The following is a 22734-nucleotide window of genomic DNA, read 5'->3' as shown; positions in this document are numbered from 1 at the left end:
GGGGCGGGCTACGGACTGTCACCCGAACGGCCGCCTCGGATGCGGGCGGTACGGCCGGGGTGGACGATCGAGAGGGCGACGGCCCGGCCGGCCGCACGCCCTTCCCTCCCCCGCCCGCGTGAAGGGGTGGTACTCCCATGACCTCACCCATGAGATCACCCGTTTCCTCATGTACGGCCCCCCGCCGGACCCCGTCGTGACCCCGGGCGCGGACGACGGCGGTGGCGGCGGCCGCTACGGCGAGGCCGTGTTCCCGCCGGAGCGGGCGGGCGAGGGCGAGCGGATCGACCTCGGGGCGCTCGCCTACGACGACGTCACGCTGGCCCGGCTGACCGCGCTCGGCGCCGGGCCCGGCTGGCGCTGCCTCGACGTCGGCGCCGGGACGGGCACGGTGTCCCGCAGGCTCCTCCTGGAGGCCGGGGTGGAGCGGGTGCTGGCCGTCGACCGGGACGTACGGTTCCTGGCCGAGCGGCCCGTGCCGGGGCTCGACCCGCTGGAGGCCGACGTCACGGCACCGGACTTCTCCCCCGGCCGGTTCCGGCTCGTCCACGCGCGGTTCGTGCTGATGCACCTCCCGGAGCGGGAGCGGGTGGTGGCCCGGCTGGCGGAGCTGGTCGAACCCGGCGGGTGGTTGGTGCTGAGCGACGCCGTGGACCTGACGACCGAGGTGGCGCCCGGGACGCCGTACACGCGGGCGATGCGGGCCATGTGGCGGGGGCTGCGGGAGAGCATCGGCACGGACGTCTCCTGGGTCCCGGCGTACCCGGCGCTGCTCCGCGCGGCCGGTCTGGCCGGCGTGGCCGCCGAGATCCACGTGCCGCCGCTGGTGCCGGGCAGCCCGATCAGCCGGTTCTGGGCGGACACCTGGGAGCGGAGCCGGGCGGCGATGGTCGCGACGGGCCTGGTGGACGACGCGGCCCTCGACGAGGCCGTGCGGTACCTGGGAGCGGAGGAGTGCGCGGCGCTGTCGGCCGGGATGCTCACGGTGTGGGGGCGTCGGCCCCCGTCCTGATCCGCCGCAGCAGGTAGGCGGCGGCCGAGGCGACCAGGACCAGCATGCAGGCGATGAAGACCAGGCCCGCGCCTTCCAGGCCGAGCGGGTCGGCCAGCAGGCCGACCCCGATCACCGGGATCGAGATGCCGGTGTACGCGACGACGAACAGCGACGAGATGACGGCGGCCCGCCGGTCGGGGGGCGAGGCCGCGGCGACCGCCGTGAGCGCCGCCCGGAAGGCGAGGCCCTGGCCGATGCCGCCGACGAGGGCGGCGAGGACGACGAGGGCGAGCTGGTCGGTGTAGAGGGCGCCGCCGAGCAGGAGGAGGCCGGCGAGGAGCACGGCGCAGCCCAGCGGCAGCGAGCGGGTGGGCCCGACACGCCCTGCGGCGACCTGCCCCGCCGTGGAGGCGAAGAACGCGAGGGCGACGACGAGGCCGCTGACGGCGTGGTTGTCGACGCCCAGATAACGGGCGAGGAAGGCGGGGCTGACGGAGGTGAAGACGCCGAAGAGGGCGAAGCCCACGAAGGAGGCGACGGCCGCCGGCACGAAAACGGCCCGCACGCGCGCGGGGAGCTCGGGTTTCCGGGGGCGTACGGCGCTGAGCGGCTTCGTCTCGGCCACCGTCTCGGGCAGCCACTGGAGGACCAGGGCCGATACGGCGACCAGGGCGAGGTGGACGGCGAAGGGCAGCAGCAGCGGATCGGGGGCGTACTCGGCGAGCAGGCCGGCGAGGAGGGGGCCGCAGCCGAGGCCGCCCATGTTGGCGGCGGTCGCGACGAGGGTGGCGCGGGCGGTGCCGCCGGGCGGGGCGAGCTCCATCACGTAGGCGGTGGCGGCGCCGGTGAAGAGGCCCGCGGAGAGCCCGGACAGCAGCCGGCCGGCGTACAGCCAGCCCAGCGCGTCGGCGCAGAGGAAGCAGACGGCGCTCGCCGCCGCGAAGGCGAGTCCCCAGCGCAGGGTGGGGCGCCTGCCGATGGTGTCGGAGGCGTTGCCGGCGAGCAGCAGCACGCCGATGACCCCGAACGCGTACACGGCGTAGACCACCGTGACGGTGAGTTCGGAGAAGCCGAACTTCTCCTGGTAGAGGGGGTAGAGCGGGGTCGGGAGCGTGGTCCCCGCCATGCACACCACGAACACCGCTCCGCCGAGCAGACAGGGCAGCCACCCGCGTCGATCACCGGCCATACCGGCGACCGTAACCTCCCGCCCGCCACCCCGCTTCCCGCGGAACGGCGAACGGCGCAACGGCGCAACGGCGAGGCCGGGGCGCCGGGGGGGCTCCGCCGTACGCCGTGCCGTGGGGCTGCCGGTCAGCGGACCGCTCAGCCGGTCAGCAGGTCAGCCGGTCAGCCGGTCAGCCGGTCAGCCGTTCGCGCCCGGTACCCAGTAGTTGTGCGTGCTCACCACGCGGGGCCTGGGCCGGTCCGCCCAGCCGAGGTCGGCCGCGACGGGCATCATCTTCTCGGCGAACGCCTTCATCTGCTCCTCGCTCGCCCAGATGTCGAAGATCTCCAGGCCGCTGTCGGTCCCCACGCACGCGTGGGCGAGGCAGCCGTCGAAGACCCCTGGCATGGACTGGAGCCTGGCGTGGAGCGTGTCGTACTGGTCCGTGCTGACTCCGTCGAGGACGGCGTGGACGAGGATCGCCATGATCCTTCCTCCTCGTGAGGCGACGGTCCGCCCCCTCCCCACCAGCACACCACGCCCGCCCGTCGACGGCACCCGCGCGGCTCCGCGTGCGCGACCCCGGCCGTACATGTATGCCGGAGGTACGCGGACGAGGAGGGTGCCCCGCCATGACACGCCCGGCGCTGGTCGTGATCGACATGCTGAACACCTACGCGCACGACGACGCGGAGCTGCTCGTGCCGTCGGTGACGGCCGCGCTGCCCGCGATCGAGGACCTGCTGGACCGGGCGCGGGCGGCGGGGGCGCCGGTCGTCTACGCCAACGACAACTTCGGCCAGTGGCGCTCCCACCACGGGGAGATCCTCGACCTGGCGCTCTCGGGCCGCCACCCGGAGCTGGTGGAGCCGGTACGGCCCGACGACGACGCGCTGTTCGTGGTGAAGGCGCGGCACTCGGTCTTCTACGAGACGCCGCTCGCGTACCTGCTCCGCTCGCTCGACGTGACCGACCTCGTCCTCACCGGCCAGGTCACCGAGCAGTGCGTGCTGTACTCGGCGCTGGACGCCCACATCCGGCATCTGGGCGTGACGGTCCCCCGGGACGCGGTCGCCCACATCCACGCGGATCTGGCGCGGGCGGCGCTGCGGATGATCGAGCGGAACATGGACGGCCGGATCGTCGACGCCGCCGACGTCGTGTTCTGACCGTCCGTGCGTCCGCCTGTCCCTCCGCGCACGGGTTCCGAACGGGTTCGCTAGAGGGCGAACCCCAGGAGGGCCACCTCCATGGGGAGGGCGGGGCGCTCGGGCAGGGCGGGCGGCTCCTGGCCGCGGCCGGTGTGGGTCGGGGGCACCGGGCGCAGGGCGGCGAGGCCGTCGGCGGCCCAGGGGGCGCCGGTGGCGGGGAGGGACAGGGTCATCCTCCGGCCGTCGGGCAGGGTCGTCTCCAGCGTGTTCGGGTCGTTCGTCCGCATGGCACCTCACTCGGTTCGCGCACGTTGGATCACGGCTCTCGGAAGGAAGGACGGAGGCGGGGGCGGAGGAGTTCCCTCCGCCCCACGTGGCCCCGGGACACCGGGGCGGGCGAGGCCGTTTAACTCCGCGTGCGTTCGGGACACCGGGGCGGGCGAGGCCGTTCAGCCCGCGTCGGGCGCCGCCGGGGCCGACGCGGCGGCTTCCGGCTGCTGGTCCCGGTCCTTGTCCCTGGCCTCGGCGCGGCGGGTGAGGCGCTTGCCGATGCCGAGCTGCGCGCCCGCGGCGACGAGGGCGACGGCGAGGCAGCCGATCCAGAGCGGGCCGGCGCCCCAGGTGTGGATCACCCAGCCGCCGACGAGCGGCGCGACGACGGCGGAGCCGGTCCAGGCGACCTGGTAGAGGCCCTGGTAGCGGCCGCGCAGGTGGTCGGGGGAGATGCGGGCGACGAGCGCGAAGCTGGTGGGGGTGTTGCCGATCTCGCCCAGTGTCCAGACGACGATCGAGGCGCCGTAGATCCAGGCGGAGTCGCCGAGGAGGAGGACGGAGTAGCCGATGCCGACCGTGGCCGAGGAGCCGGCGAGCACCCACGACTCGGGGAAGCGCTTGTAGAGCCGGGTGAGCGGCAGTTGCACGGCGACGATCACGATGCCGTTGAGCGCGGCGACCTGTCCGTAGGTGCTCGGCGAGAAGCCGTCCTGGCCCATCGCGATGGGCAGTCCGCTCTCGGACTGGAGCAGGATCGTGAGGACGAGGAACTGGGCGGCGACGAACGCGACGAAGCTCCGGTCGCGCAGCACGGTGCCGAACCCGCCGCCGGCGGCCTCCTCCTCCGCCTCCGTGGGCTCGGCGGCCCGTGCCCGGCCGGGCACCCGGGTCGCGATCATCACCGCGCCGATCAGGGTGGTGGCGCCGTTGAGCCAGAACAGGGCGGTGTAGCCGGTGAGGGAGACGAGGCCGACGGAGAGCATCGCGATGGAGTAACCCACGTTGATGGCCCAGAAGTTGAGCGAGTAGGCGCGGACCTGGTCCTTGCCGGGGATGACGTCGGCGATCAGCGCGTTGTGGGCGGGCCGGGTCGCGTTGTTCGTCACGCCGACGACGAAGGCGCCGACGATCAGGGCCCACGGGGAGCGGGCGTAGGCGAGGGCGATCATGCTGGCCGCGGTGGCGGCGAGGGCGGCGACGAGCGTCGGCTTGTGGCCGAACCGGTCCCCCAGGGCGCCGCCGAACGGCCCCGCCACGAGCGAGCCGACGCCGATGCCGGCGACGACGGTGCCCGCGAAGGCGGCGCTGCGGTCCAGTTCCTCGGTGATGTAGAAGGCGAGCAGCGGCATCACGAACCCGCAGGCGCGGTTGATGAGCTGGGCGGTCCACAGCCACCAGAAGCCGGACGGAAGCCCGCCGAAGGTCGCGGCGAAGGACGCGCGCGCCTTCGTCAGTGGCCGGATTCCCATGCGTTCTCCTTCGTCATGACACCGTCGGACGGGGCGGATGGTACGAGACCGGGGTTCCGCGGGTCCGAACACCGAATGAATACCGGTCGGATCGATTCCGCGAAAGGCGGGAATGCGCCACACGTCTCGAACCGCACCCCGGACGGCACTTCTCGGACATCCCTTTCGGTCAGCGTTTCCCGGCCATCCGTCCGTGGTCGGCACTTCTCGGACAGCGCTTCTCGGACAGTTCACCGGAGAGCGCGCCGGACAGATGCGTGAACCGCCCCTGAATGTGGTTCACCGGGGCGTTGGGGAAGATTTCGGCCGAAGAGTGCCGGTGTTCTTCCGGCGGGGGTTACCGTGGGCTCGATGGGGTCCCCATAGCGGACCCGACGCACCGGAGTTGAACACGTTTCACACAAACGGCGAGGTCAGCGGGGGCTTTCGCGCGGCCCTCCCAATCTCTATGATCTTACTCGCGCACCGACCCCATGCAGTGATGTACCGCGATATATGAGGATCAGACATCTGAGTTCCTCCCGTTCTTCTCAGCACTTCCGTCACGCTGATCCACGACAGCCCGGAGGCGAAGAGCACGTGAAAGACATCGAACGCGAACCGAGGGCGGGGATCAGCCCGCGATGAACCCTCTGACCTACACACCGCGCCTCGTGAAAGCGCTCCCGCCGGTGCACGTGAACGGCCGCGCGCTGAAGGCGTACGCGATGTTCGCCGACCCCGAGCGGGCCGGAGAGCTCCCGAAGCCCGAGTTCCTGGAGCGCCACGCGGCCACGGTGCTGAGCCGGAGCCCGGAGACGGGCGACCACGCGGCCGGCTTCCTCATCCTTCACCGCGGCGCAGAAGGAACGTATCTTCTGGTGAGTCAGTGGTACGACGCCGACATGCTGAAGCACTGGGTGCGCGGCGCGGTGGTCGACACCGAGGGGAACACCGCCTTCGAGCCCCTCCCCCAGCGGGACCTGATCGCCTGCGTCTGGGAGCTCGAAGTGGTGAGGTTCGAGCGGGACGCCTGGGTGAACACCGTGCTGGCGCGCGGCAGCGACGACCGGGCCGCCATCGACGCGTACCTGGAAACGACCTTCTCGGGGTGGGTGTGAAGCACGACATCGAGGTCCGGCCGATCGAGCCGGACCATCTGGACGCGCTGCTCGGACTGTGCGTGGAACACGCGGAGTACGAGAAGGCGGACTTCCACGAGAACGGTCAGGTGGAGCGCTGGCGTTCGGCGTTCTTCGGGGAGCGGCCGGCGCTGCACGGCTGGGTCGCGCTGGACGGCGGGAAGCCCTGCGGCTTCATGACCGTGACCGTCGACTTCGCCACCTGGAGCGCGGAGCGGTTCGCCTACATGGACTGCCTGTACCTCCAGGAGGCGTACCGCGGCAGGGGGCTCGGGCGGGTCTTCCTGGAGCGGCTGCGGGAGTTCGCGCTCGCCGAGGGATGCGGCTGGGCCGAGTGGCAGACGCCCCGGGACAACGAGGCGGGGATCGGCTTCTACGCCCGCATGGGTGCCCGCACCAAGGAGAAGGTCCGCTTCCACTACGACGTAGGGGTGCGTGACGCCTCATGACGATCCGTCCCGAACCGAAGACTCCCGCCCCCTTACCCCCGTGGTCGATCGACCCCTCCGACCAGGGCGGACCGGCGCCCGCGCTCGGCGACCTGGTCCGCTCGGCGGCGCTGAACGGGCCGGACCGTCCGGCCCTCCACGACGGACGACTCGGCCTCACCTTCGCCGAGCTGGAGCGGCGGGCCACGACGCTCGCCGCCTGGCTCGCCGAGCGGGGGGTGGCACCGGACGACCGGGTGGCGATCCTCGCCGAGAAGAGCGCGCTGATGCCGGTGCTGGCCCTCGCGATCTGGAAGTGCGGCGCCGTCTACGTGCCCCTCGACGGTACGGCCCCGGAACCCCGGCTGCGCGGGCTGCTCGGCCGGCTGGAACCCCGGGTGGTGCTCGCCCTCGACGACCGGGAGCCCGTGACCGGCGACGCCGTCTGGGCCGGCCGGACCGAGCTGGACGAGGTCCTGTCGGGGCCGGCGCGCCCCTGGGCGACCGTGCCGCACGGCCCGGAGTCCACGGCGTACATCATCTTCACCTCGGGCTCCACGGGTGAGCCCAAGGGCGTGGAGATCACCGTCGCCAACCTGGTCGCCTACTTCGGCAACCACAACGACGTGCTGCGGTTCACACCGGAGTCCCGGGTGTTCAGCCTCTCCCCCTTCCACTTCGACGTGTCGATCGAGGACACGCTGCTGCCGCTGTCGCTGGGCGCGTACGTCCACCAGTTCCGCGGCATGCACGCCGGCGCGGTGATGCGGGCGGTCATCACCCGCGAGCGGATCACCCACCTGATCGCCGTCTCCACCCTGCTGACGATGATCACCGAGGGCGGGCGGCACGTCACCCGGGAGAACTTCCCGAACCTGGAGATGGTGATGACGGGCGCGGAGGTCTGCGACCCCGGCGTCATCAACGTCTGGAAGGACGGCCTCCCCGAGGTCCGGGTGATCAACGTGTACGGGCCGACCGAGGCGACCATCGTCTGCGTCGCCCACGAGATCGAGCGGGTCGACCGGGAGCGCGTCGGCTCCTACCCGATCGGGCGGCCCCTGCGCGGGGTGGCCGCGCGGATCATGGACGACGGCGTCGAGGTCCACGAGCCGGGCCGCGTAGGCGAGTTGTGGATCGGCGGCGAGCAGGTCATGCGCGGCTACTACGGGCAGCCGGAGGAGACCGCCCGGCGGGTGGTCGAGGTGGACGGCGTCCGCTACTACCGCACCGGCGACCTGTGCGGCTACGACGAGAACGGCGACATCGTCTTCCGCGGCCGGAACGACGACGAGGTGAAGCTGGCCGGCCGGCGGATCCACCTGGGCGAGATCCGGCAGACCGTGCTCAGCTGCCCCGGTGTCGAGCGGGCGGCCGTCGCGCTGGTCCCGCGCCTGGGCCACGACGTGATCGCCCTGGTGGTCATGGCGCCCGACCGGGCGGTCCTCGCGGCCGCGGAGAAGCGCCTCGCGGAGCTGCTGCCCGCGTACATGCTCCCGACCGTGGTCGCCTGGTCGCCGGAGCTCACCGTCTCCTCCACGGGCAAGACGGACGAGAAGGCGCTGATGCGGCGGCTCGCCGAGGCGGCCCGGGACACGAGCGCGACCCGATTCGTGTTCACCCCCGCGGGCGAGGTCGAACCGGTGGGTGAGGACGCCCATGCCTGACGCCGGCACGGACGTGGACGCTCAGGCGGCGGCCCTCCACCCCGAGTTCGCCCGGCTGGCCACCGCCCGCCGGATCATGGCGGTCCGCGGCTCCACCGGCTCCCTCGCGGAGGACCGGGCCAACGCCGAGCGGTGGATCGCCCGCTTCGGCGGCGCCGTGGACCCCGCGGACGGCGCGGCGGTCGAGACGGGCCCGCACGGGGTCACCGTCCGGCCCGCCCGGGAGGACCCGGACAGCCCGTGGGTCGTGTACATCCACGGCGGCGGGATGGTCTACTACTCGACGACCGTCTTCCAGCCCTTCTTACGCACCCTGGCGGGCACCCTCCGAGCGCCGGTGGAGGCGTTCGACTATCCGAAGGCGCCGGAGCACACGGTCGAGGAGTCGGTGGAGCTCCTCGCGGACCGGATCGCCTCCCGCCGACGGAGCCTGACGGACCGTCCGATCGTCCTCGCGGGCGACAGCGTCGGCGGACTCCTCGCGCTCTACCTCAGCCTGCGGGTGCTGCCCGGGGCGTTCGCCCGGATCGTCCTCCTCTACCCCGTGCTCGACCTGCGGACGGAGCGCGCCTCCTACGGGACCTTCGGCGAGGGGCACTTCCTCGACCGGGACGCCATGCGGCTCTTCACCTCCTTCCTCGAACCCCATTTCTCCGCCCGGGACTTCGACCCGATGCGGCTGCCGGACGCGGACCTGGCACGGCTGCCGGACACCTCGATCGTCACCGCGGGATACGACGTCCTGAGGGACGAGGGGCTGGCCTGGGCCGAGCAGACCGCCGGCCGCGCACCCGGCCGCCTGCGGCACCGCCACTTCCCCGACCTGCCCCACGACTTCTGCCTGTACGCCGGACGGCTGGCCTCGGCCGGGAGCGCCGTCGCCGAGATCGCCAGGACCGCCTTCCCCCTCACAGAACGGGACCTGACATGACCGCCAGGACCGGCGCGGTGACGCTGCCGCCGTGGTCGACCGATCCCGCCGCCGCGGGCGGACCTCCGCCCGCCCTCGGCGACCTCCTCGCGGCCCCGGCCCGCAAGTGGCCGGAGCGGGTCGCGATCGACGACGGGGCCACCCGGTACACCTTCGCCGAGCTCGAACAGGGCGCGCTGAGGATCGCGGGCTGGCTGGCCGGGCAGGGGGTGGGCCCGGGTGACCGGGTCGCGGTCCTCACCGAGACCAAGCCTGTCATGCCCATGATCATCTTGGGCATCTGGAAGCGCGGCGCCGTCCACGTGCCCCTCGACTCCGCCGAACCCGGGCACCGGACCCTCGACCTGCTCCGGCGGGTCCGGCCGGCCGCCGTGATCACGCCACGGGGCGCGCCGGACCCGCTCCCCGGCACCCCGACCCTGGACGGGGAGGGGCTGGTCCCCTTCCTCTCCGGCCCCGGCGCGGACGGGGAAGGACCGGTCCCCCACACCTCCGGCCCCGGCGCCCCGCACACCACCCTGGCCCACGGGCCCGAGGACACCGCCTACATCGTCTTCGCCTCCGGCGCCACGGGCGTGCCGCAGGGCGCCGAGATCACCGCCGCCGGGCTGCTCGCCCACTTCACCGGCCACAACGAGGTGCTGCGCCTCACCCCCGACTCCCGGGTCCTGGGCCTCTCCCCGTTCCACTTCGACGTGTCCCTCCTGGACACCCTGCTCCCCCTGTCGGTGGGCGCCTCCGTCCACCAGTACCGCGGCCTCCCGGTCCCCGCCCTGCTGCGCGCCGCGGTCGCCCGGCACGGGATCACGCACCTCCTCGCCGTCACCGTGCTGCTCGACCTGTTCACGCGCGACGCCCGGCAGATCACCCGGGAGAAGCTCCCCAGCCTGGAGGTGGTCATGACGGGGGCCCAGGTCTGCCCGTCGGCCGTCCTCCGCGTCTGGGCCGAGCAGGTCCCCGGGGTCCGGCTGGTGCAGGCGTTCGGTCCGCCCGAGGCCACGATCTTCGGCTTCACCCACACCGTCGGGCCCGAGGAGACGGCCGGCGAGGACCCCTGCCCCGTCGGCCGCCCCCTGCGGGGCACCCTCGCCCGGCTCGTCCGGGACGGGGCCGAGGTCCACGGACCCGGCGCGGAGGGAGAGCTCTGGATCGGCGGCCCGCAGGTCATGCGCGGCTACTTCGACCAGCCCGAGGAGACGGCCCGCCTGGTCGTCGAGGCCGACGGGACCCGCTGGTTCCGCACCGGGGACGTCTGCGCGTACGACGCCGACGGCGCCCTCGTGCTGCGCCGCCACGCGGACGAACGGATCGTGTGGCTGGCGGGCCGCCGCACCCATCTGCACGAGATCGAGCGGGCCGCCCTGAGCTTCCCCGGCGTCGAGCGGGCCACCGCCACCGCGGTCCCGCGCGGCGGCCGCGACGTCGTGGCCCTGGTGGTCGCCGCGAAGGAGCGGCGGAACCTCCCCGACGTGACCGAGCACCTCCGCGACCGCCTGCCCGAGCCCCTGCGCCCGGCCCTGCTCGGCTGGAACCGCCCCTCCCCCGCCCCCTGGGAACCGGACCGCGCCGGGTCCGCCCTGGCCGGACGGATCGGCGCGGCGACCGCCGGACCCCCGCACGCGACGTACTTCGAACTGTCGGCCGACGGCGCCGTCGAACCCTTTGATGACGAGGTGGAGATATGAGCACAGCGGTGAACGACACGGTCAGGGAGAAGGTCGCGGAGTACCTGGAGACGGCGCTGGGCAAGCCGGTGGACCTCGCCCCGCTCCCCGACTCCACTCCGCTCAACACGCTCGGCCTGGACTCCCTCCTGACCATCAGCGTCCTCGTCACCCTCCTGGAGGACGCCGGAGTGGACCTCGGCGAGCACGCCGACTCCCTGGTCACCCCCAGCACCCTCGGCGACCTGTACGCCCTCGCCGGCCGCTTCCTGGGCGAGCCGGAGGAGCAGGCCCCCGCCGCCGCGAGCGGCCCCGCCGAGCCCCGCGAGCAGAACGACCAACTCGCCTACTACCAGGCCAAACTCGCGTACGAGATCGACTCGGCCGACCTCCAGGACGCCCTCGACGCCGGCCAGGACCTCGTCGTGGTCGACGGCCGGAGCAGCGAGTCGTACGCCGCCGAGCACATCCCCGGCGCGGTCAGCGTCCCGCACCGCTCGATCTCCCAGGAGTCGCTGGCCGGCCTCTCCAAGGCACCGCTGTACGTGACCTACTGCGACGGCATCGGCTGCAACGCCTCGACCAAGACGGCGATCAAGCTGGCGACGGCGGGCTTCCGGGTCAAGGAGCTGATCGGCGGCCTCGACTGGTGGAAGCGGGACGGCCACCCGACCGAGGGCCACGCCGCCCCGGCCCACACCCATCACGCCGGCTGCGGGTGCTAAGGCCCGCCGCCGTACCGGAACCGTCCGCCCGAACCGCAGATGTGGGGAGCCGATCCGTGAGCAGCACCGAGGAGCACGACGCAGCGCCGCTGGACGTGGCGGTGGTGGGCGGCAGTCTGGCGGGCTGCGCCACCGCCGTCCACTTCGCCACGATGGGGTACCGGGTGGCGGTCTTCGAGAAGAAGGCGGCCCCCGACACGTACCACAAGCAGCTCTGCACCCACTTCGTGCAGCCGCACACCGTCCCGCTGCTGAACGCCCTCGGGCTCGCCCATCTCCGGGAGCCCGACCGGTCGGTGGCGACCAAGGCCGTGTTCGTGACGCCCGGCGGGGTGGTCGAGACGCCGGGCCCCGGGTACGACCCCGAGCTGCCGGAGTCGTACGCGCTGAACCTGGAGCGGCGGGTCCTCGACCCGGCGATCCGGGAGTCCGCGCGGCGGCACGGCGTCCGGTTCGTCGAGGCCACGGGGGTCGAGGGCGTCGAGCGGGACGAGGACGGCTGGACCGTGCGCACGGCGGCCGAGTCCGGTGCCCGGCGGTACCGGGCCCGGCTGGTGGTGGCGGCGGACGGACGGCGCTCGCGTCTCGCCGGGCTGCTCGGCAACGAGGCCGACAGCCGCCCCAACGAACGGGCCGCGCTCTTCGGCTACTTCACGGGGATCGAGGCGCCGGCCGACAACCGGTCGGTCTTCGTGATGAACGAGCGGGACCTGGCGTGCAGCTACCCGCTCGTCGGCGGCAGGACCGAGCTGGTCCTCTTCGCGGAGAAGTCCCGGGTCGAGGGGTGGCGCGGCTCGGACGGGCGGATGGCGGAGTTCCTGAAGTACTTCGACGGGCTCGCGGAGGCCCCGTCGGTGACGAACGCGGTCCCGGAGGGGCCGCTGCTCGGGTACGCCGACTACCCGAGCCTCATCCGGCGGCCGGTGGCCGGCTCCGTCCCCTTCGTCGGCGACGCGGCCCTGTCCCTGGACGCCATGAGCGGCGTCGGCTGCGGGTTCGCGCTCCTCACCGCCCAGCTCCTCGCCCACTCCTTCGCCGGACGGACGCTGGACGCCGAGGGCGTCCGCGAAGGGCTCGACGCCTACCGGCAGCGGTTCGAGAAGACCCTGCTGCCGCACGCGGAGGGCATCTGCGGGGACTCCCTCGTCGACAAGGACGAGACCACCCGCAAGCGCATGTTCGAGACCATCTGCGGAAATCGGGAACTGAGCGGGAAATACCTGGCACTGACCGGCCGCATGATCATGCCGGCCGAATTCCAGCGCGCCTTCATGAAGGGCCTGATGGCCCGCGGTTCGGCCGCCGCGCGGAAATAGCCCCGCCCCTCGCGTAAAGCTCGTCCGCATCGTCCGCATAAAGAGATTCGCCCCGCAAGAATTACACCGTCCCCCACGACCGGAACCATTTCACGAGGGAAGGACCGAGACCGATGGCGCGTGTCGCGTTCACGACGTTCGCGATCCTCAAGGAACCGTACGGACACCCTGAGGTGCAGGAGTTCGACGACCTGACGCCGCCGACCTTCGAGGAGGCGGAGAACAGCCCGGGATTCGTCGCGCGGGCGAAAGAGGAACCCAACCAGAGCCATCTCAGCAATTTCCACCGGGACTGGGGCGACTGGGGGAAGTTCGAGGTGCCCCGCTTCTACACCGGCGGGCGGACCGACGAGACCGACAGCCGGGCCTGCACCCTCTCCCTCTGGGCCGACCTGGAGTCCGTCTTCGCCTTCGCCTACGGCGGCCTGCACCGCACCACCCTGAGCCGGCGGCACGAGTGGTTCCTGAAGCCGGAGTGGCCGACGTACGCGGCCTGGTGGGTGGCCGACGACGCCACCCCCACCTGGGCGGACGCCTGCGTCCGGCTGGAGCACCTGCACGACCACGGCTCCTCGCCGTTCTCCTTCTCCTTCCGCAAGCCGTTCGACGCCGACGGCGCCCCGACCAAGGTGAACGCCTCGGCCGCCCGCCGCGCCTCCGGCTCCGGCCCCGCCTCCTGACACCGCCCGGCCCGTCCCTTCCACTCCACCAGGGGAAAACCGTGATCACGCGCGCCTTCGACCGTTCGGCGATGAGCTGGTCGTACGAGATGCACCTCCAACCCATGCTGTCCGCGACCGACATCGAGGGCCTGCCGTTCGGCTCCGTCTTCGGCAGCGTCCCCGCCCGCACCACCTCCAAGCGCCACGCCCACCAGGACGGCGAGATGTTCATCGTCCTGGCCGGAAAGGCGGTCGTCGTCCTCGGCGACGAGGAGCGCGAGCTGGGACCGGGGCACGTCTGCTACCTGTCGCCGTTCGGCTTCCACGAGATCCGCAACGACCACGACGAGCCCTTCGACATCGTCTCGGTGTACTGGGAACACATCCCGAGCGCCGTCGCCGTCCTGGAGAAGTCGCCGCCGCGCGACCGGCTCGCCGACCGCACCCTGGTGTGCTGCCCGCCGGTCACCCCCAACGGCGGCCTCCACCTCGGCCACCTCGCCGGCCCCTACGTCCGCGCCGACATGATGGTGCGCGCCCTGCGCAGCACCGGCCGCGACGCCCGGCACACCACCGGCACCGACGACAACCAGTCGTACCTCGCCACCGCCGCCCTGCTTCGGGGCAGCACCCCGACGGCCGTGGCCACCGCCGAGGGCGACGGCATCGTGGCGACGCTCCGCGCGGTCGGCGTCGGCGTCGACCGGCTCACGCGCCCCCTGACGGACCCGGGCCACGGCGACCGGATGCGCGCCCTGCTCGACCTGGTGAAGGCGTCGCCCGCGGTACGGGAGGAGGAGCGGGAGCAGGCGTACTGCCCCGACTGCGAGCTGTCGCTGCACCAGGCGTTCGCCAGCGGGAACTGCGCGCACTGCGACGCGCCGAGCGTCGGCGAGATCTGCGAGGCGTGCGGGCGGCCCAACGAGGCCCGGGAGCTGACCGGCCTGAAGTGCCGGATCTGCGGGACGGCCGCCGTCATCCGCCCGGAGCGCGGGCTCTGGCTCGACATGAACGCCTACGCGGACGAGCTGCGGGAGTACCTGCGGGTCTCGGCCACCGCTCCCGACCTGCGGATCCTGGTGGAACGGCTGCTGGACGAGGGGCTGCCGCCGTACCGGCTCGACCGGGTCACCGACTGGGGCGTCGACCTGGGCGGCGGCCGGGCCCTCGACGCGTGGGCGGACCTCGCGCTGGCCTTCCTCGACGCCGCGAGGACCGAGGCGGAGGACGGCGGTCCCGCCCGGATCGTGCTCTTCCTCGGCTACGACAACAGCTTCTACTACGCGGTGCTGCTGCCGGTCCTCGCCCTCGCGGCCGGCCTGCGGGAGTACCTGCCGGACGCCTTCGTCACCAACCAGTTCCTGCACCTGGGCGACGAGAAGTTCTCCACCAGCCGGGGCCACGCCGTCTGGGCCGACGACGCGCTCGCCGAGGCGGGACCGGACGCCGTCCGCCTGGCGCTGCTGCGCGACGCCCCGGAGGGCCGGGTCACCCGGATCACCGAGGAGCGGGCCGGCCGGCTGACCGAGGATCCGCTGTACCTCGCGGCGCACGCCTGGCTCGACGGCTTCGCGGCGCTGCACGGGGCGGGCGACGGCGTGGTGCCCGGCACCGGCGCCTGGACGGACGCGCACCGCGAGTTCTACCGCTACCTCAACCTGACGACACGTCAACTCGACGGTCTGGTCCTGCCGGAGGCGTTCAGCGCCCGCGGCTACGTCGACCTGCTCGACTCCTTCGTGAAGCGCTGCGCCGAGTTCCGGGCGACGGAGGAGGTGGCCCGCAGGGTGCCGTCGCTGGCGGAGGAGGCCCGGACCAGCCTGGCGCTCGAATACCTGGCGGCCAAGGTCTTCGCCGCGCTGGCCTGGCCGGTCACCCCCGGTCTCGCCGAGCGGGTCTGGACGTGGCTCGGCCTGCCCGGCGAGCCGGTCCGCGAGGCCGACTGGTCCTTCCTGCCCTCCGGCACCCGGTGCGCGGCGCCCGCGCCCGCCCCCGCCACGGCGGCCGTCCCCGCCGCGAGCGGGCGGTCGTGAGCGACCCCGGCCCGGCCGGCCCCGCCCCCGGCGGGGAACCTCCCGCCGTGGCGGACGTCGTGGTGGTGGGCGCCGGGATCACCGGCGCCGCCGTCGCGCACCACCTGGCACGCCGGGGCGCGTCCGTCGTCGTCCTGGAGCAGGCGGCCCGCCCCGGAGCCGCCGGGGCGACCGGCTTCTCCGGCGGGATGGTGCGCGCCTACGACCCCGACCCGGCCGTCGCCCCGCTGGCGGTGGCGGGCCTGGCCGCCTACCGGGACCCGGGGCGCTGGGCGTCGGGGCGGGTCCCGCTGCGCACGGTCGGCGCGGTGACCGCCGCCGACCCCGCAGAGGAGGCCGCCTTACGCGAGGCCGCGCGGCGGATCAACGCGGCCCTCGGCACCACGGCGCACGTGGTGACGGGGCCCTCGGAGGCGGCGGGCGTCCGGCTGGCCGGCGGGATCGCCCTGGTCGAGCCCGAGGCGGGCTGGGTGGCCCCGGCGGAGGTCACGGCGGACTGGCTGGAGCAGGCGCGCGCCGACGGCGCCGCCGTCCGCTGCGGGGTGCGGGTGCGGGCGGTGGAGGCGCGCGGCGGACGCCCGGTGGTCCTCACCGACGCGGGCCCGGTGCTCGCCGGGGCCGTGGTGGCGGCGGTCGGACCGTGGGGGGCGGACCCGGTCCCCGGGCTGCGGCCCGCCGTGCCGGTCCGCTCGCGGTCGATCCAGGTGAGCATCGTCGGGCGCGACCCGTCCGCGCCCGCCCACGCGACCTTCGTCGACCTGCGGACCGGCCTGTACGCCAAGCCGGTCGGCGCCGACCGGACGCTGCTCGGCATGCCGCACCTGGTCTGGGACGCGCGGATCGGCGCCCCGCCGGACCCGGACCACGCGCGGGCGACGGTCGCCGCGCTGACCGCGCACTTCCCGTGGCTCGCCTCGGCCCCGCACCTCGACACGATCCGCGCCGCCGACGCGTACGGTGACCCGGCAGGCGAGGGGCCGGCGTCCGGCCTGCTCACGGGGACCGGCGTGCCCCACGTGTGGGCGGTACGCGGCTGGAACGGCGGCGGCGTGAAGACGGCGCCGGAGGCCGGCCGCCGCATCGCCGAGGCCGTCCTGGCCGACGCGTTTCCGGGCGATACGGCTCCGGTGCGCGCCTTCCCGGCCGATGCGTTTCCGGCCCGCGCCGTCCCGGCCGACGACAGCCCAGCCCGCGCCGTCCCAGCCGATACGGCTCCGGCCCGCGCCGTCCCGGCCGATGCGGCTCCGGCGCGCGCCTTCCCCGCCTCGGACTCCTGTCCCGGCGGCGTCTGACGGCCCGCCAGGCCGCCCGGCCCGCCGTCCGACGGCAGGCCCGGCCCCACCCGCCGGGCCCCACCCGCCGGGCCCGACCCGCCCGGCCGATCCCACCTGGCCGATCCCACCCGGCCCGACCGCCCGTGGGCGGCGCCCGAAGCGCCGCCGCCCGGCTGCACCACTCCCATTCGCTCCCGTCTCGCTCTCGTCAAGGGGGAACAGTGACCACCCGCTGCCATGATGTGCTCGGCATAGGCTTCGGTCCGGCCAACCTGGCTCTCGCCATCGCGCTGGAGGAAGAGGGACACGACCTCGACATCCGCTTCCTGGAGGCCCGCCCGGGCCCGTCCTGGCAGAGCGCGATGATGCTCGACGGCTCGGACATCCAGAACCACCCGGTGCGCGACCTGGTGTCGCTGCGCAACCCGCGCAGCCGCTACAGCTTCATCAACTACCTGTTCGAGAACGGCCGTCTGCTCGACCACCTCAACCTCCCGATGGAGTTCCCGCTGCGCAAGGAGTACGCGCAGTACGTCACCTGGGCCGCCGGCCACTTCGGCCGCCTGGTCGACTACGGGACCCACGTCACCGGCGTCACGCTGGGCCGGGACGCGGACGGGCTGCCGCGCTACACGGTCACCACGTCCGCCGGGGAGACGCTCCAGGCGCGGGCCCTCGTGGTCGGCACCGGTCGGGCGCCGTTCGTCCCGGAGCCGTTCGACGCGGTGGACTCGCCGCGCGTCTTCCATCTGACGCGGTACCTGCCGGCCCTGCGGGAGCTGGAGGAGGCGGGGGTGGTGCCGCGCCGGGTGACGGTCGTCGGCGGCAGCCAGAGCGCGGTCGAGCTCACCCTCGACCTCGCCCGCCGCTACCCGCAGGCCCAGGTGACGACTCTCGTACGGTCGCTGACGCTCCGTGAGAAGGACACCAGCCCGTTCAGCGAGGAGGGGTACTTCCCCGGCTTCACCGACTACTACTACGGCGCCTCCCGTGAACGGAAGGACGCCATCGACCAGTTCATGCGGCTGACGAACTACTCCTCCGCCGACGGGGACGTGCTGCGCGAGCTGTACCGGCTCATCTACGAACAGCGGCTCGACGGCGAGCAGCGGGTGTTCGTCAGCGGCAGCCGGCAGGTGCGCTCGCTCGAAGTCGGCGAGGACGGCGTCCGGATGAGCGTGGACGAGCTGAACACCGGGGTCTCGGAGGTCCACGAGGCCGACTTCGTGGTCCTCGCCACCGGCTTCCGGGACCTCGGCCCGGCCGCCCACCAGGAACGGGTCCCGGCCCTGATGCGCGGGGTGGCGGAGGAGTTCGCGTTCGACGCCCACGGCTATCTGGCCGTCGGCCCGGACTACGAGGTGCGGCCGGTGGCGCCCGAGACGCCGGCGCTCTTCCTCAACGGCCTGTGCGAGTCCAGCCACGGCATCGGCGACGCCGGCTCGTTCAGCCTGCTGTCGCTCCGCGCCAAGGTGATCGCGGAGAGCCTCCGGAAGCGCCTCCCGTGACGGAGCCACCGGAAACGGCACCGGTGGCGGGGCCGGCGGACGCGACGACACCCATGCAGCCGGCCGCGGGGCGGCCCGAGCGGGCGATCGCCGGGCGGGTCGCGGGCGGGGTGCTCGGGGCCGGCCTGCTGGTCATGCCGCCCGTCGTCGCGGACCTCGCGGGCGGGGACGCGCTCCTCGTCTGGGCCGCCCACGTGGTGCTCGGCGGCTCGGTCGCCCTGGTGCTGGCCCTGCTGGTCCGCGCCCGGATCGGCCCGTCCTCGCTGGCGGGGGCGGTCGGGGCGCTCCTCGGCGGCTGGGCGGAGCGGGCGGTGGACGGCGTCTTCGCGGTCGCCTTCACCGCCGGGCAGGCGGCGATCGCCTGGTTCGCCGCGACGGCGCTGCTGACCGCCGCCGACGGGGCGCCGCCCCCGCCGGGCGCGGGCGGGCAGGCGCTCGCCCTGGGCGTGCTGGCCGTGGGCGTGGCGGGGGCGCTGGCTCCGCTGACGCCGCCGGCCGCGCTGCTGCGGTGGCGTCCGTGGGTCGCGGGCGGGCTCGCGCTCGCCTGCGCCGTGTGGCTCTGGCCCGCCGACCCGGGCGCGGGCACGGCGCTGGCGCCGTCGGGGCTCTCGGGGGCGTCGGCGCTGTGGCTGGCGCTCACGGCGCTGTTCTTCGCCGGGGTCGGCTGGGAGGTCGTCACGGCGGCCGTCCCCGCCGCCTCGGCCGGCCCGCGGCGCACGGCCGTCGGCGTGGTCCTCGGCGCGGTCTTCGTGGGGGTCGTCTACCTGGGCCTCGCGGCGGTCCAGGGCCTGGGCGCCCGCGCCCCGGCCGGGGCCCCGCTGCGCTGGGTGCTCGCCGTGGCGACCGCCGCCGTCCTGACGTCCTACGTCCTCACCAACGTCCGCACCGCGGCCCGGATCGCGGCCCGGCTGCACCCCGCCGGGCGCCGGTCCCCCGCGCGGCGCCCCGCCCCGGCGCTCGTCGCGGCGGTCGGCGCGGCCTGCTGCGCCTTCGCCTGGGCGGGGGCGCGGGACGGCGGCGTACCCCTGCTGCTGCTCGGTCCGGCCGCGGCGGCGCTGGTCGGGTACGCGCTGGCCGCCGCGGCGGCGGTACGGCACGGCGGGCCGCTCCTGCGGGCCGCCGGGGCGCTGCTGCTGGCCGTGCTGGTGGGCCTGGCGGTGCTCGCCGTCCCGGCCCTCTCCGGCGTCTGACCCCGCCGGACCGCTCCTCCCTCTCGTAAGGCTCCCTTCCACCCCCTCTCGTACGGCTCCCTTCCACCCCCCTCTCCGAGGAGACCCCTCATGAACGCCTTCCCCCTCGAATCCGAGGTCCGCAGCTACAGCCGGAACTGGCCCGTGGTCTTCGACCAGGCGCGGGGCAGCCGGCTGACCGCCCGTGACGGGCGGGCGTACCTGGACTTCTTCGCGGGCGCGAGCGCCCTCAACTACGGCCACAACCATCCGGTGCTGAAGCGGGCGCTGCTCGACTACCTGGAGCGGGACGGGGTCACGCACAGCCTGGACATGCTGACGGCGGCGAAGGAGGAGTTCCTCGCCGAGTTCGGGGCGCGGGTTCTCGCGCCCCGGCGGCTGGAGTACAAGGTGCAGTTCCCCGGCCCCACGGGCACCAACAGCGTGGAGGCGGCGCTGAAACTGGCCCGGAAGGTGACCGGGCGTCAGACGGTGGTGGCCTTCACGGGCGGCTTCCACGGCATGTCCCTGGGCGCCCTCGCGGTGACCGGGAACGCGGCCAAGCGCGGCGGGGCGGGCGTGCCGCTCGGGCACACCTGGCGGCTTCCGTACGACGGCTTCGCCGACGGCGAGGTCTCGGGCCTGCGGCTGCTCGACGCGATGCTCGACGACAGCAGCAGCGGCCTCGACCTGCCCGCCGCCGTGATCGTGGAGACGGTGCAGGGCGAGGGCGGCGTGAAGCCGGCCGGTGCCGCGTGGCTCGCGGACCTGGCGGAGCTGTGCGACCGGCGGAGGATCTTGCTGATCGTGGACGACATCCAGATGGGGTGCGGGCGGACCGGCCCGTTCTTCAGCTTCGAGGCGGCCGGGATCACTCCCGACATCGTCTGCCTGTCGAAGTCCCTGAGCGGGTACGGGCTGCCGATGGCGCTGACGCTCTTCCGCGCCGAGCTGGACGTGTGGCAGCCGGGCGAGCACAACGGCACGTTCCGCGGCAACAACCCGGCGTTCGTGACGGCGACGGCGGCGCTGCGGGAGTTCTGGGCGGACAGCGCCCTGGAGAAGCAGACCGAGGTGCGGGGCGCGCTCTTCGAGGAGCGGCTCGGCGAGCTGGCCGGGGCGTACGCGGCGCACGTGTCGGCGCGGCGGGGGCGCGGCCTGGCCTGGGGTCTGGCCTTCCGGGAGGCGGCGCTCGCCCGGCGGGTCGCCGACGCGGCCTTCGCCCGCGGGCTCCTGGTGGAGACCTCGGGCTCGGACGACGAGGTGGTGAAGCTGCTGCCGCCGCTGACCGCCACCGACGAGGAACTGGCGGAGGGCCTGGACATCCTGCGGGACGCGGTGGCGGCGGGCGTGAGCGGCTGAGCGCGGGGACGCGGCGGCCGCCGGGGGGTCACGGCCGCGCGGCCGCGGCCGGTTCCGCCGCCACCGGTCCGGTCGTACCGCCGGCGGTGAACCAGTGGGTGCGGACCGCGTCCGTGGGGCGCGGTTCGCCGAGCGCGTCGAGGCCCCAGGCGGCCAGGGCCTCGACGACCGGGCGCAGTTCGGCGCCGCGCGCGGTGAGCTGGTAGACGGTCGCGTTGGCGGGCCGCTCCAGGCGGCGGCGCTCGACCAGTTCCTCGCCCTCCAGCTGCTTGAGCCGGCCCGCGAGGATGTCGGTGGAGACGCCGGGGAGGTCGGCGTGGAGGTCGGTGTACCGCCGCGGGCCGTGCAGCAGCTCCCGGACGATCAGCAGGCTCCAGCGCTCCCCCACCGCGTCCAGGGCTCGGGCGACGGCGCAGTACTGGTCGTAGCTTCGGCGTGGCATGGTCGTCAGCATAGCCAAAGAGTTGGACTTTCCAAGTAGGAACTTGGTAGAACAAAGCAGCCACGGCGGCGCGGATGACGGTCACGGTCGGGAGGCCGCAGATGAGTTTTCGACAGTCCAGCAAACTGAAGGACGTGTGCTACGAGATCCGTGGCCCGGTCGTCGACCAGGCCAACGCCCTTGAGGAGGCGGGTCACAGCGTCCTGCGGCTGAACACCGGCAATCCGGCGCCGTTCGGCTTCGAGGTGCCGGAGGAGATCCTCCAGGACATCATCCGCAACCTGCCCCACGCGCACGGCTACAGCGACGCCCGGGGCATCCTGCCGGCCCGGCGGGCGGTGATGCAGTACTACCAGCAGCGCGGTGTCACGGGTGTGACCGTCGACGACGTCTACCTCGGCAACGGCGCCTCGGAGCTGATCCAGATGGCCGTCCAGGCGCTGGTGGACGACGGCGACGAGGTGCTCGTGCCGATGCCCGACTACCCGCTGTGGACCGCCGTGGTGCGGTTCGCCGGCGGCCGGGCCGTGCACTACCTGTGCGACGAGGAGGCCGACTGGTTCCCCGACCTCGACGACATCGCCGCGAAGATCACCGACCGCACCAAGGCCATCGTCGTCATCAACCCCAACAACCCGACGGGCGCGGTCTATTCGAAGGAGCTCCTGGAGGGCATCCTCGAACTCGCCCGCCGCCACGGCCTGATGGTGCTGGCCGACGAGATCTACGACAAGATCCTCTACGACGACACCGAGCACCACTGCCTGGCCGCGCTCAGCGACGACGTGCTGACCCTCACCTTCAACGGCCTGTCCAAGTCGTACCGCGTGGCCGGATACCGCAGCGGCTGGCTGGTCGTCTCCGGACCGAAGGAGCTGGCCGGCGACTACCTGGAGGGCCTGACCATGCTGGCCGGCATGCGGCTCTGCCCCAACGTGCCGGCCCAGTACGCCGTCCAGGCCGCGCTCGGCGGGCGGCAGTCCATCCACGACCTCACCCTGCCGACGGGCAGGCTGACCGAGCAGCGGGACGTGGCATGGCGGGCCCTCAACGAGATCCCGGGCGTGAGCTGCGTCAAGCCGAAGGGCGCCCTGTACGCCTTCGCCAAGCTCGACCCCGACGTGCACAAGATCGTCGACGACGAGCGGCTCGTCCTCGACCTGCTGCTCCGCGAGAAGATCCACCTGGTCCAGGGCACCGGCTTCAACTGGCCCCGCCCGGACCACTTCCGCTTCGTCACGCTGCCGCGCGCCGACGACCTGGAGACCGCGATCAACCGCATCGGCCGCTTCCTCTCCACCTACCGCCAGTAGCGGCGCGGGAGCGGGCGTACGGTTCCGGCCAAATCCCTGTCCGGGGCCACCGATTGACGTATCA

The 22734-nt window shown here is 73.7% G+C and carries 20 protein-coding genes and 1 pseudogene; 16 read left to right on the top strand and 5 right to left on the bottom strand.

The window, feature by feature from the left end:
• Nucleotides 1-169: 169 nt before the first annotated feature.
• Nucleotides 170-1012, top strand: a complete 843-nt coding sequence (locus tag ACIGHB_RS01980) for a class I SAM-dependent methyltransferase (RefSeq protein ID WP_399908716.1) — start codon at nt 170-172, stop codon at nt 1010-1012.
• Here the strand turns inward: ACIGHB_RS01980 and ACIGHB_RS01975 are convergent.
• Nucleotides 981-2183, bottom strand: coding sequence for an MFS transporter (locus tag ACIGHB_RS01975; RefSeq protein WP_399908714.1), 1203 nt, complete (start codon nt 2181-2183; stop codon nt 981-983). The genes ACIGHB_RS01980 and ACIGHB_RS01975 overlap by 32 nt on opposite strands.
• Nucleotides 2184-2360: 177 nt before the next feature.
• Nucleotides 2361-2648 (bottom strand): hypothetical protein, encoded by a 288-nt coding sequence (locus ACIGHB_RS01970; protein ID WP_360320411.1) that lies wholly within the window; start codon nt 2646-2648, stop codon nt 2361-2363.
• A gap of 146 nt (nt 2649-2794) precedes the next feature.
• On the opposite strand from ACIGHB_RS01970, the gene ACIGHB_RS01965 reads away from it, so the two are divergent.
• Nucleotides 2795-3331, top strand: coding sequence for an isochorismatase family cysteine hydrolase (locus tag ACIGHB_RS01965; RefSeq protein ID WP_399908711.1), 537 nt, complete (start codon nt 2795-2797; stop codon nt 3329-3331).
• Between the two features lie 50 nt (nt 3332-3381).
• On the opposite strand, the gene ACIGHB_RS01960 is transcribed toward ACIGHB_RS01965, so the two are convergent.
• Both ACIGHB_RS01960 and ACIGHB_RS01955 read right to left on the bottom strand, forming a co-directional pair.
• Nucleotides 3382-3600, bottom strand: a complete 219-nt coding sequence (locus ACIGHB_RS01960; protein ID WP_360320417.1) for a hypothetical protein — start codon at nt 3598-3600, stop codon at nt 3382-3384.
• Nucleotides 3601-3762: 162 nt separating this feature from the next.
• Entirely contained in the window at nt 3763-5055 is a 1293-nt protein-coding gene (locus ACIGHB_RS01955; RefSeq protein ID WP_399908709.1) for an MDR family MFS transporter, read from the bottom strand.
• Nucleotides 5056-5678: 623 nt separating this feature from the next.
• Between ACIGHB_RS01955 and ACIGHB_RS01950 the strand changes: the two genes are divergently transcribed.
• The 13 genes from ACIGHB_RS01950 to ectB all read left to right on the top strand — a co-directional run bounded on the left by ACIGHB_RS01950 (nt 5679) and on the right by ectB (nt 20915).
• Nucleotides 5679-6155: a hypothetical protein gene (locus tag ACIGHB_RS01950; RefSeq protein ID WP_360320423.1), complete on the top strand. Its 477-nt coding sequence runs from the start codon at nt 5679-5681 to the stop codon at nt 6153-6155.
• On the top strand, nt 6146-6625 hold the full coding sequence (locus ACIGHB_RS01945) for a GNAT family N-acetyltransferase (protein ID WP_360320426.1): 480 nt from the start codon (nt 6146-6148) through the stop codon (nt 6623-6625). Before ACIGHB_RS01950 ends, ACIGHB_RS01945 begins: the two co-directional genes overlap by 10 nt.
• Nucleotides 6622-8271, top strand: coding sequence for an amino acid adenylation domain-containing protein (locus tag ACIGHB_RS01940; RefSeq protein WP_399908706.1), 1650 nt, complete (start codon nt 6622-6624; stop codon nt 8269-8271). Before ACIGHB_RS01945 ends, ACIGHB_RS01940 begins: the two co-directional genes overlap by 4 nt.
• Complete coding sequence (locus tag ACIGHB_RS01935) at nt 8264-9202, top strand: alpha/beta hydrolase fold domain-containing protein (protein WP_360320432.1); 939 nt, start codon at nt 8264-8266, stop codon at nt 9200-9202. The genes ACIGHB_RS01940 and ACIGHB_RS01935 overlap by 8 nt, the downstream gene beginning before the upstream one ends.
• Nucleotides 9199-10887: an AMP-binding protein gene (locus tag ACIGHB_RS01930; protein WP_399908704.1), complete on the top strand. Its 1689-nt coding sequence runs from the start codon at nt 9199-9201 to the stop codon at nt 10885-10887. The genes ACIGHB_RS01935 and ACIGHB_RS01930 overlap by 4 nt, the downstream gene beginning before the upstream one ends.
• Entirely contained in the window at nt 10884-11591 is a 708-nt protein-coding gene (locus ACIGHB_RS01925) for a rhodanese-like domain-containing protein (protein ID WP_399908702.1), read from the top strand. Before ACIGHB_RS01930 ends, ACIGHB_RS01925 begins: the two co-directional genes overlap by 4 nt.
• A gap of 56 nt (nt 11592-11647) precedes the next feature.
• Nucleotides 11648-12907 (top strand): NAD(P)/FAD-dependent oxidoreductase, encoded by a 1260-nt coding sequence (locus ACIGHB_RS01920; protein ID WP_399908700.1) that lies wholly within the window; start codon nt 11648-11650, stop codon nt 12905-12907.
• A gap of 113 nt (nt 12908-13020) precedes the next feature.
• On the top strand, nt 13021-13587 hold the full coding sequence (locus tag ACIGHB_RS01915) for a DUF3291 domain-containing protein (protein WP_360320444.1): 567 nt from the start codon (nt 13021-13023) through the stop codon (nt 13585-13587).
• Nucleotides 13588-13628: 41 nt separating this feature from the next.
• Nucleotides 13629-15602 carry a class I tRNA ligase family protein gene (locus ACIGHB_RS01910; protein WP_360320447.1) on the top strand — a complete coding sequence of 658 codons (1974 nt, stop codon included), beginning with the start codon at nt 13629-13631 and terminating at the stop codon, nt 15600-15602.
• Between the two features lie 47 nt (nt 15603-15649).
• Nucleotides 15650-16894: an FAD-dependent oxidoreductase gene (locus ACIGHB_RS01905; protein ID WP_399908697.1), complete on the top strand. Its 1245-nt coding sequence runs from the start codon at nt 15650-15652 to the stop codon at nt 16892-16894.
• A gap of 203 nt (nt 16895-17097) precedes the next feature.
• Nucleotides 17098-18384 carry a SidA/IucD/PvdA family monooxygenase gene (locus ACIGHB_RS01900; RefSeq protein WP_360320453.1) on the top strand — a complete coding sequence of 429 codons (1287 nt, stop codon included), beginning with the start codon at nt 17098-17100 and terminating at the stop codon, nt 18382-18384.
• Nucleotides 18381-19574 (top strand): amino acid:polyamine antiporter, encoded by a 1194-nt coding sequence (locus ACIGHB_RS01895; RefSeq protein ID WP_399908695.1) that lies wholly within the window; start codon nt 18381-18383, stop codon nt 19572-19574. Before ACIGHB_RS01900 ends, ACIGHB_RS01895 begins: the two co-directional genes overlap by 4 nt.
• A 90-nt stretch (nt 19575-19664) precedes the next feature.
• On the top strand, nt 19665-20915 hold the full coding sequence (gene ectB, locus ACIGHB_RS01890; protein WP_399908692.1) for a diaminobutyrate--2-oxoglutarate transaminase: 1251 nt from the start codon (nt 19665-19667) through the stop codon (nt 20913-20915).
• 88 nt (nt 20916-21003) lie between these two features.
• Here ectB and ACIGHB_RS01885 read toward each other — a convergent pair.
• A pseudogene (locus tag ACIGHB_RS01885) lies at nt 21004-21357 on the bottom strand (winged helix-turn-helix transcriptional regulator); the annotation flags it as partial.
• Between the two features lie 101 nt (nt 21358-21458).
• On the opposite strand from ACIGHB_RS01885, the gene ACIGHB_RS01880 reads away from it, so the two are divergent.
• On the top strand, nt 21459-22670 hold the full coding sequence (locus ACIGHB_RS01880) for a pyridoxal phosphate-dependent aminotransferase (protein ID WP_360319371.1): 1212 nt from the start codon (nt 21459-21461) through the stop codon (nt 22668-22670).
• The last annotated feature ends 64 nt before the right edge of the window (nt 22671-22734 follow it).

It is taken from the genome of Streptomyces sp. NPDC085460 (assembly GCF_044541975.1).
Classification (GTDB): Bacteria; Actinomycetota; Actinomycetes; order Streptomycetales; family Streptomycetaceae; genus Streptomyces.
Note: the sequence above shows the minus strand (reverse complement) of the source record. Positions and strands in the feature narration are given on the sequence as shown.

What these genes read in the sequence shown, in the direction of transcription:
- ACIGHB_RS01935 (WP_360320432.1), top strand. Translation starts at nt 8,264, where the DNA reads ATGCCTGACGCCGGCACGGACGTGGACGCTCAGGCGGCGGCCCTCCAC.
- ACIGHB_RS01980 (WP_399908716.1), top strand. Translation starts at nt 170, where the DNA reads ATGTACGGCCCCCCGCCGGACCCCGTCGTGACCCCGGGCGCGGACGAC.
- ACIGHB_RS01925 (WP_399908702.1), top strand. Translation starts at nt 10,884, where the DNA reads ATGAGCACAGCGGTGAACGACACGGTCAGGGAGAAGGTCGCGGAGTAC.
- ACIGHB_RS01915 (WP_360320444.1), top strand. Translation starts at nt 13,021, where the DNA reads ATGGCGCGTGTCGCGTTCACGACGTTCGCGATCCTCAAGGAACCGTAC.
- ACIGHB_RS01960 (WP_360320417.1), bottom strand. Translation starts at nt 3,600, where the DNA reads ATGCGGACGAACGACCCGAACACGCTGGAGACGACCCTGCCCGACGGC.
- ACIGHB_RS01965 (WP_399908711.1), top strand. Translation starts at nt 2,795, where the DNA reads ATGACACGCCCGGCGCTGGTCGTGATCGACATGCTGAACACCTACGCG.
- ACIGHB_RS01975 (WP_399908714.1), bottom strand. Translation starts at nt 2,183, where the DNA reads ATGGCCGGTGATCGACGCGGGTGGCTGCCCTGTCTGCTCGGCGGAGCG.
- ACIGHB_RS01950 (WP_360320423.1), top strand. Translation starts at nt 5,679, where the DNA reads ATGAACCCTCTGACCTACACACCGCGCCTCGTGAAAGCGCTCCCGCCG.
- ACIGHB_RS01955 (WP_399908709.1), bottom strand. Translation starts at nt 5,055, where the DNA reads ATGGGAATCCGGCCACTGACGAAGGCGCGCGCGTCCTTCGCCGCGACC.
- ectB (WP_399908692.1), top strand. Translation starts at nt 19,665, where the DNA reads ATGAACGCCTTCCCCCTCGAATCCGAGGTCCGCAGCTACAGCCGGAAC.
- ACIGHB_RS01970 (WP_360320411.1), bottom strand. Translation starts at nt 2,648, where the DNA reads ATGGCGATCCTCGTCCACGCCGTCCTCGACGGAGTCAGCACGGACCAG.
- ACIGHB_RS01880 (WP_360319371.1), top strand. Translation starts at nt 21,459, where the DNA reads ATGAGTTTTCGACAGTCCAGCAAACTGAAGGACGTGTGCTACGAGATC.
- ACIGHB_RS01930 (WP_399908704.1), top strand. Translation starts at nt 9,199, where the DNA reads ATGACCGCCAGGACCGGCGCGGTGACGCTGCCGCCGTGGTCGACCGAT.
- ACIGHB_RS01940 (WP_399908706.1), top strand. Translation starts at nt 6,622, where the DNA reads ATGACGATCCGTCCCGAACCGAAGACTCCCGCCCCCTTACCCCCGTGG.